At 71.3% G+C, this 14,758-nt stretch carries 15 protein-coding genes; 6 read left to right on the top strand and 9 right to left on the bottom strand.

From position 1 onward, the window contains the following. Window positions 1–37 precede the first annotated feature (37 nt). Together PV682_RS23705 and PV682_RS23700 are read right to left on the bottom strand one after the other, a co-directional pair. Window positions 38–685, bottom strand: coding sequence for a class I SAM-dependent methyltransferase (locus tag PV682_RS23705; RefSeq protein ID WP_319733033.1), 648 nt, complete (start codon window positions 683–685; stop codon window positions 38–40). 204 nt (window positions 686–889) lie between these two features. After that, window positions 890–2,647, bottom strand: coding sequence for an MFS transporter (locus PV682_RS23700; RefSeq protein ID WP_319733031.1), 1,758 nt, complete (start codon window positions 2,645–2,647; stop codon window positions 890–892). A gap of 266 nt (window positions 2,648–2,913) precedes the next feature. On the opposite strand from PV682_RS23700, the gene PV682_RS23695 reads away from it, so the two are divergent. The 4 genes from PV682_RS23695 (at window position 2,914) to PV682_RS23680 (ending at window position 7,303) form a co-directional block, all read left to right on the top strand. After that, window positions 2,914–4,368: an MFS transporter gene (locus PV682_RS23695; RefSeq protein ID WP_319733029.1), complete on the top strand. Its 1,455-nt coding sequence runs from the start codon at window positions 2,914–2,916 to the stop codon at window positions 4,366–4,368. A gap of 10 nt (window positions 4,369–4,378) precedes the next feature. After that, the gene (locus PV682_RS23690; RefSeq protein ID WP_407705727.1) at window positions 4,379–5,281 is read left to right on the top strand and encodes an N-acetylmuramoyl-L-alanine amidase; all 903 of its coding nucleotides are present in this window, start codon (window positions 4,379–4,381) and stop codon (window positions 5,279–5,281) included. A 99-nt stretch (window positions 5,282–5,380) separates the two neighbouring features. Next, the gene (locus PV682_RS23685) at window positions 5,381–6,193 is read left to right on the top strand and encodes a DUF5336 domain-containing protein (protein WP_079057182.1); all 813 of its coding nucleotides are present in this window, start codon (window positions 5,381–5,383) and stop codon (window positions 6,191–6,193) included. Window positions 6,194–6,295: 102 nt separating this feature from the next. After that, window positions 6,296–7,303 (top strand): LLM class F420-dependent oxidoreductase, encoded by a 1,008-nt coding sequence (locus tag PV682_RS23680; protein ID WP_319733027.1) that lies wholly within the window; start codon window positions 6,296–6,298, stop codon window positions 7,301–7,303. Here the strand turns inward: PV682_RS23680 and PV682_RS23675 are convergent. Next, on the bottom strand, window positions 7,300–7,863 hold the full coding sequence (locus PV682_RS23675; RefSeq protein ID WP_319733025.1) for a hypothetical protein: 564 nt from the start codon (window positions 7,861–7,863) through the stop codon (window positions 7,300–7,302). The two genes, PV682_RS23680 and PV682_RS23675, sit on opposite strands and share 4 nt — an antisense overlap. A gap of 155 nt (window positions 7,864–8,018) precedes the next feature. Between PV682_RS23675 and PV682_RS23670 the strand changes: the two genes are divergently transcribed. Then, complete coding sequence (locus tag PV682_RS23670; RefSeq protein WP_319733023.1) at window positions 8,019–8,306, top strand: hypothetical protein; 288 nt, start codon at window positions 8,019–8,021, stop codon at window positions 8,304–8,306. Here the strand turns inward: PV682_RS23670 and PV682_RS23665 are convergent. The 3 genes from PV682_RS23665 to PV682_RS23655 are packed head-to-tail and all read right to left on the bottom strand — an operon-like array spanning window position 8,303 to window position 11,618. Beyond that, window positions 8,303–9,370: a prenyltransferase/squalene oxidase repeat-containing protein gene (locus PV682_RS23665; protein WP_319733020.1), complete on the bottom strand. Its 1,068-nt coding sequence runs from the start codon at window positions 9,368–9,370 to the stop codon at window positions 8,303–8,305. The two genes, PV682_RS23670 and PV682_RS23665, sit on opposite strands and share 4 nt — an antisense overlap. After that, the gene (locus PV682_RS23660) at window positions 9,367–10,110 is read right to left on the bottom strand and encodes a class I SAM-dependent methyltransferase (RefSeq protein ID WP_319733018.1); all 744 of its coding nucleotides are present in this window, start codon (window positions 10,108–10,110) and stop codon (window positions 9,367–9,369) included. Before PV682_RS23660 ends, PV682_RS23665 begins: the two co-directional genes overlap by 4 nt. Then, the gene (locus tag PV682_RS23655) at window positions 10,104–11,618 is read right to left on the bottom strand and encodes a glycosyltransferase family 4 protein (protein ID WP_319733016.1); all 1,515 of its coding nucleotides are present in this window, start codon (window positions 11,616–11,618) and stop codon (window positions 10,104–10,106) included. The genes PV682_RS23660 and PV682_RS23655 overlap by 7 nt, the downstream gene beginning before the upstream one ends. Before the next feature lie 187 nt (window positions 11,619–11,805). Here PV682_RS23655 and PV682_RS23650 point away from each other — a divergent pair, with 187 nt between their 5' ends. Next, window positions 11,806–12,408 carry a TetR family transcriptional regulator gene (locus tag PV682_RS23650; RefSeq protein ID WP_319733014.1) on the top strand — a complete coding sequence of 201 codons (603 nt, stop codon included), beginning with the start codon at window positions 11,806–11,808 and terminating at the stop codon, window positions 12,406–12,408. Here PV682_RS23650 and PV682_RS23645 read toward each other — a convergent pair. The 3 genes from PV682_RS23645 to PV682_RS23635 all read right to left on the bottom strand — a co-directional run bounded on the left by PV682_RS23645 (window position 12,389) and on the right by PV682_RS23635 (window position 14,696). Beyond that, entirely contained in the window at window positions 12,389–12,880 is a 492-nt protein-coding gene (locus PV682_RS23645) for a hypothetical protein (RefSeq protein WP_319733012.1), read from the bottom strand. The genes PV682_RS23650 and PV682_RS23645 overlap by 20 nt on opposite strands. A 131-nt stretch (window positions 12,881–13,011) precedes the next feature. After that, entirely contained in the window at window positions 13,012–13,245 is a 234-nt protein-coding gene (locus PV682_RS23640; protein WP_319733010.1) for a ferredoxin, read from the bottom strand. 2 nt (window positions 13,246–13,247) lie between these two features. Next, the gene (locus PV682_RS23635) at window positions 13,248–14,696 is read right to left on the bottom strand and encodes an aldehyde dehydrogenase (RefSeq protein WP_319733008.1); all 1,449 of its coding nucleotides are present in this window, start codon (window positions 14,694–14,696) and stop codon (window positions 13,248–13,250) included. Between the last annotated feature and the right edge of the window lie 62 nt (window positions 14,697–14,758).

Here is a 14,758-nt window from a genome sequence, read left to right as displayed (position 1 = left end):
ACAAAGGGGGCCAACCGGTCTTGCGGGCAAGGGGAGTTCACCGTTTCCGCAGGACCCTCAGGGACCCCTGTGCGCCGAGTTCCTCGAAGACTCGCGAGCGCAGGGCGCGGAGGTAGATCCGGTACGGGGCCTGGCCGGTGAACTCGTCCTCGGGGTCGGGGAAGACGTCGTGGATGACGAGGAGGCCGCCCTGGGCGACGTGCGGGGACCAGCCCTCGTAGTCGGCGGTGGCGTGCTCGTCGGTGTGGCCGCCGTCGATGAAGACGAGGCCGAGGGGGGAGTTCCACAGCTGGGCGATCTGCGGGGAGCGGCCGACGAGGGCGACGACGTGTTCTTCGAGCCCGGCCCTGTGGAGGGTGCGGCGGAAGGTGGGGAGGGTGTCCATGAGGCCGAGTTCGGGGTCGACGGTCTCGGGGTCGTGGTACTCCCACCCCGGCTGCTGCTCCTCGCTGCCCCGGTGGTGGTCGACGGTGAGCGCGACGACGCCGGTCCGCCGGGCCGCGTCCGCGAGCAGCACGGCGGACCGCCCGCAGTAGGTCCCCACTTCGAGCAACGGCAGCCCCAGGGCCCCCGCCTCGACGGCGACGGCGTACAGAGCCAGCCCCTCGTCCTCGGGCATGAACCCCTTGGCCCCGAGAAAGGCAGCCAGAATCTCCGGCTCGGGCCGAGTGGCGAGGGCGTCCATGAGGGCTTCCTTCCGGAGGTACGACGATGCAGGCCCTCATGCTGTCGCACGCCGACCACCACGCGGAAAGGGGGGCCACGCCAGATCGCCACAGCGACCAAGGCCCTGAAGGGGCGCGGGGCTGTGTCGGTATGCGGCTCCGCCGCGTGGGCGCGACCAGCCACGAACCACCCGCAGCCGACCACACAGCTCCCCGCCCACCCCCTACTGAACGGAGGAAGCAACCCCTTCGCCCAAAGGCAACGCCAGATCCAACTCCACCGTGTCCTCCCCCACATGACTGGCCGGCGAAGCCAGCGGCCCATGCCCGACAGCCTTCGCGGCGAGAACATAAGCCCCCGCCCCCGGCACAGTCACCGCGTACCGCCCGTCCTCGTCGGACACGGCGGACCCGGCCTGCCGCCCCCGCCGGTCGATGAGCGTCACCTTGGCCCGGGCGACAGGCTCGCCGGAGGCGGAGAGCACACGCCCCCGGAACCCGCGCAGGGCCTCCTCGGCGCGGGCGAGGTTCGCGTCCTCCTCGCTGCTGGCCCGCAGCTGAACCCCCTGCACACCCCCAGCCTTCGGCCTCCCCGGCAGGAACAGCGCGAGGACCAGCCCCACGGCGACGGCGGCGGTGGCGATGAGGAAGGAGACCCGGAACCCGTGCATCGTAGGAATGGCGACGCCTCCCACATGGTTCGCGGTGTTCGCGAGGACCATCCCGATGACGGCGCTGGACACGGACGTCCCGATGGACCGCATGAGGGTGTTGAGCCCGTTGGCGGCGCCGGTCTCGGAGGCGGGGACGGCGCCGACGATCAGCGCGGGCAGCGAGGAGTAGGCGAGCCCGATCCCGGCGCCGAGCACGACGGCGATGACGGCGCTCTGCCAGGCCGCGCTCATCAGCCCGAGCCCGGCCCCGTACCCGATCGCGATGATCAGCATCCCGAGGATGAGGGTGACCTTGGGCCCGTACTTGGCGGAGATCCGCGCGTACACGGGCGCGGTGAACATCATGGTGAGCCCGAGGGGGGCGACGAGCAGACCGGCGACGACCATGGACTGCCCGAGCCCGTACCCGGTGGCGGTGGGCAGCTGGAGGAGCTGGGGCAGGACGAGGGAGACGACGTAGAAGCTGACGCCGACCATGATGGACGCGAGGTTGGTGAGCAGGACCTCGCGCCGGGCGGTGGTGCGCAGGTCGACGAGCGGGGCGGCCACGCGCAGCTCGTACAGCCCCCACAGCACGAGGACGACGACGGCCGCGCCGAACAGCCCGAGGGTCGTACCGGAGGCCCACCCCCAGTCGCTCCCCTTGGTGATGGGCAGAAGCAGCAGCACGAGCCCGGCGGAGAGCCCGAGCGCGCCGGGCAGGTCGAAGGACCCCTCGGCCCGCATGGGCGACTCGGGCACGACGAGCAGCGTCAGGACGATCGAGAGCACACCGAGCCCGGCGGAGCCGTAGAAGAGGGCGTGCCAGTCGGCGTGCTGGGCGACGAGCGCGGCGGCGGGCAGCGCGAGTCCGCCGCCGACGCCGATGGAGGAGCTCATCAGCGCCATGGCGGAGCCGAGCTTCTCGCGGGGAAGCATGTCCCGCATGAGCCCGATGCCCAGCGGGATCGCGCCCATGGCGAAGCCCTGGAGGGTCCGTCCGGCGATCATCGTCAGCAGGTCGCTGGTGACGGCGCTGATCAGCGAGCCGACGACCATGACGGACAGGCTCGTGACGAGCATGCGCCGCTTGCCGATGAGGTCGCCGAGGCGCCCCATGATCGGCGTGGCGACGGCGCCGGAGAGGAGGGTGGAGGTGAGGACCCAGGTCGCGTCGGAGGGCGCGGTGCTGAGCAGTTGCGGCAGGTCCTTGATCACGGGGACGAGCAGGGTCTGCATGACCGCGACGACGATGCCCGCGAAGGCGAGGACCGGCACGACGGCACCGCTCGCTTCGCGGGTGGTCCGGTCGGTCGGCGTGTGCGACATGGGCTGGAGCCTCCAGGGCCACGTAGGGGCCAGGTAAGGAAAGGGGTACGTGCAGCCAGAACCACGTATGCACAGGCAACTATTCCATCGCCCTGTACAACCACGGGATCCTTGACCATTTCTTGGGAAACCGGAGGGAGACCTCCGCTGCACCGCGTGGACCTCACGGAATCACGGCGCCGCGCCCCCGCACAAAGTCGTAGGCCCCCGGTCCGAGCCGCATTGCTCCGTAAACCCGATGTACGGACCAGAAACCACTTGCGACCATGACCACCATGCCCTCCGCTCCCGAGCCCACCAAGGCCCCCGCCGCCGCCCCCGCCCCGACCCCGCCGAAGCACCGCCCGCCCGCCTGGCTGATCGTCGCGCTCGCCTGCGCCGGACAGTTCCTGGTCGTGCTGGACATCTCGGTGGTGAACGTCGCCCTCCCCTCGCTCCGCGCGGACCTCGGCCTGAGCGCGCCGGGCCTGCAATGGGTGGTGAACGCGTACGCGATCACGTTCGCCGGCTTCCTCCTGCTGGGCGGCCGGGCGGGCGACCTGTTCGGCAGGAAGCGCACGTTCCTGGCCGGCCTCGCCCTGTTCACGCTGGCCTCGCTGACCGGCGGCCTCGCCCAGTCGGACTGGGAACTGCTGCTGGCCCGCGCGGTGCAGGGCCTCGGCGCGGCGATCCTCGCGCCGTCGACGCTGACACTGCTGACAGCGGCCGTCCCGGAGGGCCCCGCGCGGGCGCGCGCGATAGCGACGTGGACGGCGGTCGGCGCGGGCGGCGGCTCGGCGGGCGGCCTGGTCGGCGGGCTCCTGGTGGACACCCTGTCGTGGCGCTGGGTGCTGCTGATCAACGTCCCCATCGGCGCGCTGGTCCTCGCGGGCGCCCTGCGCTGGCTGCCCGAGACGCGCTCGGCGACGACGAGGCGGCTCGACGTGCCGGGTGCGCTGCTGGTCACGGCCGGGCTCGCGACGCTGGCGTTCGGGATCTCACGCATCGAGTCGGAGGGGTGGACGTCGTCGGCCGCGCTGCTGCCGCTGGCCGCCGGAGCCGTCCTGATCGCGGTGTTCCTGGCGGTCGAGGCGCGCGCGAGGTCCCCGCTGATGCCGCTCGGGCTGCTCAGGCTGCGGCAGGTCGCCTCCGCGAACGTGGCGATGTTCATCAGCGGCTCGGCGACGTTCTGCATGTGGTTCTTCATGACGCTGTACGCGCAGAACGTCCTCGGCTACACCCCGCTGGAGGCGGGCCTCGCGACGATGCCCAGCTCGCTCGCGGTGATCGTCGGCTCGAAGCTGGCGCCGCGCCTGATGCGGGCGGCGTCCCCGCGCGCGACGGCGGCCCTCGGGGCGCTGATCGCGGCGACCGGGTTCGCCTGGCAGTCGACGATGAGCGCGGACGGCGAGCTGCTGACCGCGATCGTCCTGCCCGGCATCCTCATGATGCTCGGCGCGGGCATGGCGACAACTCCCCTGGCGTCCCTGGCTACTTCGGGCACGGCGCCCGACGACTCGGGCATCGTCTCCGGCCTGGTCAACACCTCCCGCACGATGGGCGGCTCCCTCGGCCTCGCGGTCATGGCCACCCTCGCCGCGACCCGCACGGACGGCCGCACCACCCCCGCCGCCCTGACCGACGGCTACGCCCTGGTCTTCCGCACGAGCACCGCCGTCCTGATCGGAGGCGCGATCCTGATGTGGGCATGGCTGCCGCGCGGGGGCGGCGACAGGGCCTAGGCTGGCCGGCGTGCCGTACACAGACCCCCCGCAGAAACGCTCCCCCTTCCGCCGGCCGCTGGTAGTGGTACCGGCGGTGCTGGTGCCGGTGGTGGCGGCCGGGTGGTTCGCGTACAGCGGTACGAGCGGGGGCGGTACGACGACGGCGACGGCGGCGCCGATGTCGTCGGCGCCCGCGATCCCCCTGCCGGACATGAAGTCCCCGGCGAAGCCGCTCACCGGCAGGACGATCGTCATCGACCCCGGCCACAACCCCACCAACTACCGCCACCCTTCCGAGATCAACCGCCTGGTGGACATCGGCACGAACAAGAAGGAGTGCGACACCACCGGCACCTCGACCAACCCCACGTCGACCAACGCCACCTCCACCGACTCCGCCTATACGGAAGCCCAGTTCACCCTGGACGTCGCCCACCGGATGCGCACGCTCCTGGAGTCCGAGGGCGCGAAGGTGAAGCTCACCCAGGACGCCGACCGCCCCTTCGGCCCCTGCGTCGACGAGCGCGCCCGGATCGGCAACGCGGCGAAGGCGGACGCGGTCGTGTCGGTCCACGCGGACGGCTCGGGCACCGGCAACCGGGGTTTCCACGTGATCCTCCCCGGCGCGGTCCACGAGGGCACCGCCGACACCCGCCCGATCGTCGCCCCCTCGAAACGGCTCGGTGAACTCGTGGCGAACGGTTTCCGCCGTACGACGGGCAGCAAGCCGTCCAACTACGTGGGCGCCGGCACCGGCCTGGTCACCCGGACCGACCTCGGCGGCCTCAACCTCTCGACGGTCCCGAAGGTGTTCATCGAGTGCGGCAACATGCGGGACCCGAAGGACGCGGCGCTGCTCACGAGCGGGGCGTGGCGGCAGAAGGCCGCACAGGGGATCTCTGAGGGAATCGTGAGTTTCCTGCGCGGGTAGCTTCACCGGACCTCTCCGGGCGGACAGGCCGATCGCGCGGACGATAATGTCGTTCCTACGTTGACGACAGACGACAAGACGAGCGACGAAGGACCTGAAGTGAATATCCGCTCCCTCACTAGAGGCGACGGCGTGGTGATCGGGGCAGCGGTATTGCTGTTCATCGCGTCGTTCCTCGACGTCTACTCGGCCGATCAGGCCCCGGACGGCTTCGACTTCCCGAGCGCATGGGCGAGCGGTCCGATCCTGCTGGGCGTGGTGCTGGCCGGTCTGATCGGTACCGCACTGGTCGTCGTCTCGCGCGCGCTGCCGCAGGTGCCGAAGGTCGCGGGCCTGGACCTGCGCCAGTTCGGTGTGGCGTTCACGGTGTTCGCGGCGTGGAGCGCGCTGGGCAACGTGTTCGACCCGACGAGCGCCATGAACAACCTCCAGGGCGCGCAGGACACCATCGACGCGGGCACGGGTCTGATCCTGCTGGTCGTGGCGACGGTCGTGATGGCGGGTGCCGCGGTCGCGACCCCGCTGGTTCCGGCGCTCCAGGGCGGCCTGATCCCGGCGCCGAAGCCCCCGGCCCCGCAGCCGTACGGCGCCCAGCCGCAGCCGCCCGCCGGTTACGGCTACCCGGGCGCGCAGCAGCAGCCGTCGGCGTTCGGTGGTCAGCCGCCGTTCGGCGGTGGCCAGCCCGCCCCGGCTCCGGCGGCGCAGCCCGCGCCGGAGTTCTCGCCGTTCTGGTTCGCGGTGCCGGTGCCCCGTCCGCTGTTCGCGGAGGACGGCGCGCCCAACCCGATCGCCGAACTCGCCCCGGGTACCTGGTACTTGGCGGTCGAGCAGAACGCGCAGGGCCTGATCGCGCAGACGCAGGACGGCCGTCGCGGCGTCCTGCGCGACAGTTCGGGCATCCAGCGCGGCTGACCGAACGCCCTTCAGGCACACGGCCCTTCACCCTTCCGGGTGGAGGGCCGTTGCCGTACAGTCGCACGGCTCCCGCCAGTTGACGGACCGTCAGGAGATGCCATGCGGCTAGGTCTCGCGCTCGGCTACTGGGGTCGCGGCCCCGACCCCGGCCATCTGCCCCTCGTCCAGGAGGCGGAGCGGCTCGGCTACGACTCGGTGTGGACGGCGGAGTCGTGGGGCTCGGACGCGTTCACCCCGCTCGCCTGGCTCGCCGCCCACACGTCGACCATCCGGCTGGGTACGGCCGTCGCGCAGATGGCGGCCCGCTCCCCCACGACGACGGCGATGCACGCCCTCACCCTGGACCACCTCTCCGGGGGCCGCGCGCTGCTGGGCCTCGGCCTGTCCGGCCCGCAGGTCGTCGAGGGCTGGTACGGCCGTCCGTTCCCCAAGTCGCCGCTCACCGCGACCCGCGAGTACGTCGACGTCGTGCGCCAAGTCCTGCGCCGCGAGGGGCCGGTGGAACTCAAAGGCGCATACCACCCCCACCCGTACCGGGGCCTGGACGCGACGGGGCTCGGCAAGCCGCTGAAGCCGATCACCCACCCGCTGCGGTCCCAACTCCCCGTATTGCTAGGCGCCGAAGGGCCGAAGAACGTCGCCCAGACCCTCGAAATAGCCGACGGCTGGCTGCCGTTGTACTGGTCGCCGGACCGGCCGGAGGCGTACGGGGACGTCACCGTGCCCGAGGGGTTCGTGGTCGCGCCGATGGCCCAGGTTCGCGTGTGTGCGGACGTGTCCGAGGGGCTGGCCCCCGTGAAGGCGATGCTGGGCTTCTACATCGGCGGCATGGGGGCGGCGACGCGGAACTTCCACGCCGATCTCATGGCGCGGATGGGGTACGGGCAACAGGCCCGCCGTATCCAGGAGTTGTTCCTGTCGGGGCGGCGGGGGGAGGCCATCGCGGCGGTGCCCGACGCGTTCGCGGACGAGATCTCGCTCGTCGGGCCGCGCCGGCGCATCGCCGAGCGGCTGGAGTCGTGGCGCGAGGGCCCGGTGACCGACCTGCTGGCCATGGCACCGGACCCGGAGAGCCTGCGCGTGCTCGCAGAACTCAACTCGGCTTAGCCGCCCGCGAGTTGCCCGGCCGACGGCACCTTGTCCGTGACCGTCGCGCCCGCGCTCTTCCCGGCGTCCTTCACCTTGCCGATGATGTCGTCGAAGGAACCGGCCGCCGAGTCGTCGCCCTTGCGGAGCTTGGCCGGCAGATCCTTGAGCGCGTCGATGCCCGAGGTGAGCGGCGCCATCGCCTTCGACAGCAGCGGGTCGCCCTGCGCGTTGCGGCTGGCCGCCTTGAGCCGGTTGTACGCGAAGGTCCCGGCGAGACCGGCCTTGACCAGCGCGAACGTCCGCCCCTTGGTGCCCTTCTTGAACTTGCCGGCCTTCCAGGGCTTCACGATCCACTGGTAGGCCGCCCCGGCCGCGAGCCCCGCGTTGGCCACGAACCGCGTCTTGGCGAGGCGCTGCCGCTCGGCGGTCGGCGTGGGGGTCGGGTCACCGGCGGCGACAGCGGCGGCCACGGTGTCCTGTGCGGCGCTCTTCCCGCTGCTCGAACACGCGGTCCCGCCCACCAGCAGGGCACAGCACACGCTGAGCGCCACGAGAAGGCGCCGTATCGGTACGGCCACGGGGTCCTCCGGGATGTGTGGACTTCCCCCCGAGCTGTCCCGGCCAGCCTCACCCGACGGACGCCGGTCCGCCACCCGGGGAGGCTCACGCCGCGTGATACGCGCAGGTCAGGCGGGTCAGGTTTCATCGCCGGGCGCCGGGATACCCGTACCGCATGTCTCCGGATCGCAACGGCAGAGGCGTCGGGTCGCTGGTCGCGGGAGTCGCCGACGTCCTGGCCCTCGTGCTGGTTCTGTGGATCGCGCTGGACCTCCTGGACGCGAACCGCGCGAACGACTTCGTGCGGTTCGTGCACGACGCGGCGAACTGGCTCGCGGGCTGGTCCCGCGACCTGTTCAGCTTCGACGACCGGTGGGCGCGGGTCGTCGCCGGGTACGGGCTCGCGGCGGTCGTGTACCTGGTGCTGGGGCACGCCGTCGCGAACCTCGGACGCCGCCACTAGCAGCAGTCGGGGTCCAGCCCCACCGGCAACTGCTCGCCGCCGAACACCGCGCACGTCGCCTCGTGGCCGCCGAGCGCCGCGACCGCGAGCAGCAGCGAGCCCGCCGTCCACGTCGTCAACTCCCGTGGCCAGACGGCGTCGTCGGCGAAGACGTACCCCGTCCAGTACAGGCCGCTGTCCGCGTCCCGCAGGTGCTGGATCGACTGGAGGATCTCCAGCGCGCGGTCCGACTCGCCCATCGCCCAGAGCGTCAGGGCGAGTTCGGCGGACTCGCCGCCGGTGACCCAGGGGTTCGGGACGACGCAGCGCACCCCGAAGCCGGGGACGACGAACCGCTCCCAGCCCTCCTTCACCCGGGACTCGGCCTCCTCGCCGGTCAGCGCGCCGCCCAGCACCGGGTAGTACCAGTCCATGGAGTAGCGGCCCTTGTCGAGGAACCGCTCCGGGTGGCGGCGTATCGCGTGGCGCAGTGCGCCGACCGCCAACTCCCAGTCGGGCTGCGGCTCTTCACGCTGCTCGGCGATGGCGAGGGCGCACCGCAGGGCGTGGTGGATCGAGGAACTCCCGGTCAGCAGCGCGTCGTTGGTGGGCGTGCCGTCGGCGTCGCGGCGCCAGCCGATCTCGCCGCCCGGCTGCTGGAGGCGCAGCACCCACTCGACGGCCGCGTACACGACGGGCCACATGCGGTCCAGGAACGTGTCGTCGCCGGTCGCGAGGTAGTGGTGCCAGACGCCCACGGCGACGTAGGCGACGAAGTTGGACTCGCGGGCCCGGTCGGTGACGTCGTCGTGCGCGCCGTCGGCGTACGCGGCGTACCAGGAGCCGTCCTCGGTCTGGTGGCGGGCCAGCCACAGGTAGGCGCGCTCGGCCGCCTCGTGCTCGCCGGCCGCGTCCAGGGCCATCGCGGCCTCGGTGTGGTCCCACGGGTCGAGGTGGTGGCCCCGGAACCACGGGATCGCGCCGTCCTCGCGCTGTACGGCGAGGATGCCGCGCACGGTCGCCACGGCCTGCTCGGCGGTGAGGACCCCGGGCAGGACGAGGTGTTCTGTCCGGGGGGTGGTCACCTGGCCGCCGCCTCGGAGACCCGGGGCAGGTGGGGCTTGGTCGCGTACGCCACGAAGCTCTTGCCGATCAGCGGGTTCAGGGCCTGTTCGGCGACCCGGGTGGCCAGCGGTTTCTTCATGATGTCCCACACCAGGAGCTTGTGGTACGCCTTCACCGGCAGCGCCTGGTCGTTGTCCACGCCGAACGCGCACTTCAGCCACCAGTACGGGGAGTGCAGGGCGTGCGCGTGGTGCGTGCCGTACGGCTTGAGGCCGGCCTCGCGGATCTTGGCGAGGAGTTCGTCGGCCTTGTAGATGCGGATGTGGCCGCCCTCGACCTCGTGGTAGGCGTCGGACAGCGTCCAGCACACCTTCTCCGGCCCGTACCGGGGTACGGTGATCGCGATCCGGCCGCCGGGCCTCAACACCCGTACCATCTCGGCGAGTACGCCCTTGTCGTCGGGGATGTGCTCCATCACCTCGGAGATGATGACGACGTCGAAGGACTCGTCGGGGAACGGCAGCGCGAGCGCGTCCCCCTCCATGGCGGTCGCGGTGGCCCCTTCCGGCGCCTCCCCGGCCTCCTTCATCGCCGCGAACCACTTGGCGACCTCGCGGATCTCCTCCCCGTTCTGGTCCAGCGCCACGACCCGCGCTCCCCGCCGGTAGCACTCGAAGGCGTGCCGTCCGGCTCCACACCCGAGGTCCAGCACACGGTCCCCCGGGGCGAGCGGGAACCTGGAGAAGTCGACGGTCAGCACGTGGCCCTGCTTTCGGGGGTGGTGGAACGGGGGGAGGGAAGCCCGGCGCCCAGGGGGCCGGGGTGAGGGTCGCGGGGCGGGGAGCCGGGGGCGGCTTCGTCCACGGCCGGGGCGGCGGCCTCGGCTCCAGCTGTCCCGGCCTCCGTCGTCGCGTGGCTCCGGGTGCCCCCCGCTCCCGCCGGCCGCCGGTCCGCGCCGGGGCGCGACGCGGACGTACCGCTCCTCTCGATCGCCTCGCGGTACCGCTCGACCGTGCCCTCGGCCGCCCTCGCCCAGGTGAAGCGGGACAGGACGCGTTCCCGGCCGGCCGCGCCGAGGCGGGCGCGCAGGTCCGGATCGCCGAGGAGCCGGCTGAGCCCGGCGGCCAGCGCTCCCGCGTCGCCGGGCGGCACCGCCACGCACGTCTCGCCGTCGGGGCCCGCGACCTCGGGGATCGCGCCGCCCGTCGTCGCGAGCAGCGGGGTGCCCGTCGCCATCGCCTCGGCCGCCGGGAGGGAGAAGCCCTCGTACAGGGACGGCACGCAGGCGACCTCCGCCGAGCGGACCAGGGCGACCAGTTCCGCGTCCGAGATGCCCTTCACGAACTCGACGGCGCCCTGGAGGCCGTACCGCTCGATCGCGCGCGCCACCGGACCCTCGGTGGGCTGCTTGCCCACGACGACGAGGTGCGCGTCGGCGTGTTCCGTACGGACCTTCGCGAGCGCCTCGACGAGGAAGACGAGGCCCTTGAGGGGGACGTCCGCGCTGGACGTCGTGACGATGCGGCCCGGTACGACCGGGACGGAGGGGTCCGGCGCGAACAGGTCGGTGTCGGCGCCTATGTGGACGACGTGGATACGGTCGTCGCGGACACCGAGGTGGTCGACGATCTCCTGGCGGGACGTGCCGGAGACGGTGAGGACGGACGGCAGGCGGCGGGCGACCCGCTTCTGCATCCGCGTGAACCCGTACCAGCGCCGCACCGAGTACCGCTTCTGCCATCCCTGCGCCGCGTCCAGCTCCAACCGGCGGTCCACGGTGATGGGGTGGTGGATCGTCGTGACCAGCGGCGCGCCGACGTCGCCCAACAGGCCGTACCCGAGCGTCTGGTTGTCGTGCACGACGTCGAACTCGCCGCGCCGCTCGCGCAGATGGCGGCGGGCCCGCAGCGAGAAGGTCAGCGGCTCCGGGAAGCCGCCCGTCCACATCGTGCCGACCTCCAGCGCGTCGATCCAGTCGCGGTACTCGTCGCGCTTCGGCGTGCGGAAGGGGTCCGGGTGGCGGTACAGGTCGAGGCTGGGCAGCTCGGTGAGGGTGACGCCCTCGTCGACCACGGGGTACGGCTGCGAGCCGATCACCTCGACGCGGTGGCCCAGGCGCGCGAGTTCGCGGGAGAGGTGCCGTACGTAGACGCCCTGGCCGCCGCAGAACGGGTTCCCCTTGTACGTGAGCAACGCGATCGCGAGCGGGCGCCCTCCGTCCGTGGCCGGTTCCGTGGCCGGTTCGGCCCCACTGGCCTCAGCGGTCACTCCGGGCCCCCTTCTGCCTGCGCGAGACGGCGAGACTACGCCGGGCGCTAATCTAGAACAAGTTTCAGACTTGATCGTCCGGGAGGCTTCGAATCTACCGGCAGGTAGGGGGCCTGTGAGCAGTGGATCAGGTGATTCACGCCACGGCCGCGCACCGCACGATCACCCGGCCCCACGGACGGTACCCATGCCCCCGGAACCCCCCTCCCCCGCCCTCACGGAACGCCAGCAGGCCCGCCGCCGCAGGATCCTCCACACCACCGCCCAACTCGCCGGCCGCGGCGGCTTCGACGCGGTCCAGATGCGCGAGGTCGCCGAGTTGTCCCAGGTGGCGCTGGGCACGCTGTACCGGTACTTCCCGTCGAAGGTCCACCTTCTGGTGGCCACGATGCAGGACCAACTCGCGCAGATGCACGGCACGCTGAGGAAGAAACCCCCCGCGGGGGACTCTCCCGGTGCCCGTGTCGCGGAAACCCTGATGCGAGCGTTCCGAGCGCTGCAACGCGAGCCGCATCTGGCCGACGCGATGGTCCGAGCCCTGACCTTCGCGGACCGCAGCGTAAGCCCCGAGGTCGACCAGGTCTCCCGCCAGACAACCTCAATCATCCTCGACGCCATGGGCGAACCCGACCCGACGCCCGCCCAACTCTCCGCGGTCCGTGTCATCGAACACACCTGGCACTCGGCCCTGATCACCTGGCTCTCGGGCCGCGCCTCCATCGCCCAGGTAAAAATCGACATCGAAACGGTCTGCAAACTGATCGACACGCCTACCACTGACAGGCGGTAGCCTCGAACTCCTCCAGAGAAACCGTGACCGCGGAATCCTCCTTCTCGTACCGGACCTGCCCGGGCGGAATCCGATCCCGCACGTTGAAAGAAACACCCACCGCCGACCAGGAGTTGTCCTTGGTCCACCCGTAGAGCACGTACGTGAAGCGGCCCAGAAGAGGGGCGGACAGCCCCTTTCCGCTCCACCCCGCGGCAGGGGTCTCAAGAGGCCAGGTAACGAGCCCGGGCCCAAGAGGACGGTCTGCGATCCACCTCCCCACCTTCCTTTCCTTGACGGCTTCCTCGCTATCTATGTAAAGAGTCGCACCGTCGATGTGATGCCCGCACACCAATATGACCCCGAGCAACTTCCCATCAGCACCGACGGAAATCCCGGCAACGGCGTCGATGGGAACACTGCACGCGGAGAGGGAGAACAGAGCGGAACCGGCGACGAGCACACCACCGAACCGCCGAATGACTGACCACATGAAAAGCCCCCCAGCTAATCGCGCACCCACCCAGCATCTGAAGACGACAGCATAGGCCCGCCCCCCTCAGGGGCGCGGGGAACTGCGCGACCAGCCACAACGGCCCCGCACCCGCCACACCCCTCAGCCCCCTACTCCTCCGGCGGGAACACCACCTCCCCGCTTCCCGCCAGGGCGATCGAGATCGCCTCCACCGGGCAGTTCTCCGCCGCCTCCAGGACGGCCTCGTTCGCGTCGGTCTCCACCTCGGCCGGCTGGGACTGGCGGCCGGGGTCGAGTTGGAAGAAGCCCTGGGTCCGGTGGACGCACTGGGCGGAGCCGATGCACAACGACCGATCCACGTCGAGCCGCCACCGATCACCCACGGCTAGGCCCCAGCCGGGAGGTGAATCATTTTGTGTTCGAGGTATTCACCGAATCCTTCGGGACCGAATTCGCGGCCCAGGCCGCTGTTCTTGTAGCCGCCGAAGGGGCCGAGCATGTCGAGGCTGAACGTGTTCACGTTGTACGTGCCGGTCCGTACCCGTCGGGCGATATCGATGCCGCGCTCGACGTCCTGGGTCCAGACGCTCCCGCTCAAGCCGTAATCGGAGTCATTGGCGATCCGTACGGCCTCTTCTTCGTCGCCGTAGGGGAGGAGGCAGATGACGGGGCCGAATATCTCCTCGCGGGCGACGCGCATACTGTTGTCGACGTCGCCGAGAAGCGTGGGAGCGACGTACCAGCCGCGTTCGAGACCGTCAGGACGCCCGCCCCCGGCGAGAACTTTGGCGCCTTCTTCCTGCCCGACCCGGATGTACTCGAAGCTGCGTTCCTGTTGCCGCCGGGCGACGAGGGGCCCGATCTGGGTGGCGGGGTCGAGCGGGTCGCCGACTTTCAGCGCGCGGACGGCGGCGACGAACGCCTCGGCGAACTCGTCGTACCGCTCCCGGGGCAGCAGAATCCGCGTCTGCGCGACACATGCCTGCCCGTTGTTCATCCAGGCGGCGGGCCCGATCCCGCCGACCGCCGCGTCGACATCCGCGTCGGGCAGCACGATCGCCGCGGACTTCCCCCCCAACTCCAGAGTGACCCGGGTCAGATTCCGGGCGGCCACGGCCATGACCCGTTTCCCGGCGGCCACGGACCCGGTGAACGCGACTTTGTCGACCCCGGCATGCCCGACGAGATACTCCCCGGCCTCCCGGTCCGCGGGCAGCACCGACAACACCCCTTCGGGCAGCCCGGCATCCCGGCAGATCTCGGCGAGCACGTACGAGTCGAGCGGGGCCTCGGGGGACGGCTTGAGCACGACCGTGCACCCGCTGAGCAGCGCCGGCGCCAGCTTGGACGCGGCGACGAACTGGGGCGTGTTCCAGGGGATGACGGCGGCGACCACCCCCACGGGCTCCCGCCGTACGAGGATCTTCCCGAGCACCCCGTCCCGCCGCTCCTCGAACACGAACCCCCGGGCGACGGTGATCGCGGCGTCCCACACCATCATGGACGCGAGCGCCTGCCCGAGCACGCTCCACGAGTAGGGCGACCCGTTCTCGCAGGAGATGACCCGGGCCAACTCCTCGTGCCGCGCGGCGATCCCGTCCTTGATCCGCGAGACGACGGCGATCCGCTCCTCCAACGACAGCCGGGGCCAGGGCCCTTCGTCGAAGGCCCGCCGGGCCACCTCGACGGCCCGGTCGACGTCCCCGTACGTCGCATGAGGCACCCGCCCGATGACCTCCTCGGTGTGCGGCGACACCACCTCGATGACCCCGTCCCCGAGCGGCGCCACCAACTCCCCGCCGATGACCAGCTGTCCGTACTCCACGACGTCCATAGCCACCACACCCTCGGTATCGGCACCGGTTTCTGACGGTGTTTCAGGAACTGATACCAGTT

This window comes from Streptomyces niveiscabiei (assembly GCF_033794345.1).
GTDB lineage: Bacteria > Actinomycetota > Actinomycetes > Streptomycetales > Streptomycetaceae > Streptomyces > Streptomyces niveiscabiei.
This window is presented reverse-complemented; position numbering and strand designations above follow the sequence as displayed.

Bases quoted from the DNA above. Each gene is read 5' to 3' on its own strand.
- PV682_RS23705 (WP_319733033.1), bottom strand. From the start codon at position 685: ATGGACGCCCTCGCCACTCGGCCCGAGCCGGAGATTCTGGCTGCCTTT.
- PV682_RS23700 (WP_319733031.1), bottom strand. From the start codon at position 2,647: ATGTCGCACACGCCGACCGACCGGACCACCCGCGAAGCGAGCGGTGCC.
- PV682_RS23695 (WP_319733029.1), top strand. From the start codon at position 2,914: ATGACCACCATGCCCTCCGCTCCCGAGCCCACCAAGGCCCCCGCCGCC.
- PV682_RS23680 (WP_319733027.1), top strand. From the start codon at position 6,296: ATGCGGCTAGGTCTCGCGCTCGGCTACTGGGGTCGCGGCCCCGACCCC.
- PV682_RS23670 (WP_319733023.1), top strand. From the start codon at position 8,019: ATGTCTCCGGATCGCAACGGCAGAGGCGTCGGGTCGCTGGTCGCGGGA.
- PV682_RS23650 (WP_319733014.1), top strand. From the start codon at position 11,806: ATGCCCCCGGAACCCCCCTCCCCCGCCCTCACGGAACGCCAGCAGGCC.
- PV682_RS23645 (WP_319733012.1), bottom strand. From the start codon at position 12,880: ATGTGGTCAGTCATTCGGCGGTTCGGTGGTGTGCTCGTCGCCGGTTCC.
- PV682_RS23635 (WP_319733008.1), bottom strand. From the start codon at position 14,696: ATGGACGTCGTGGAGTACGGACAGCTGGTCATCGGCGGGGAGTTGGTG.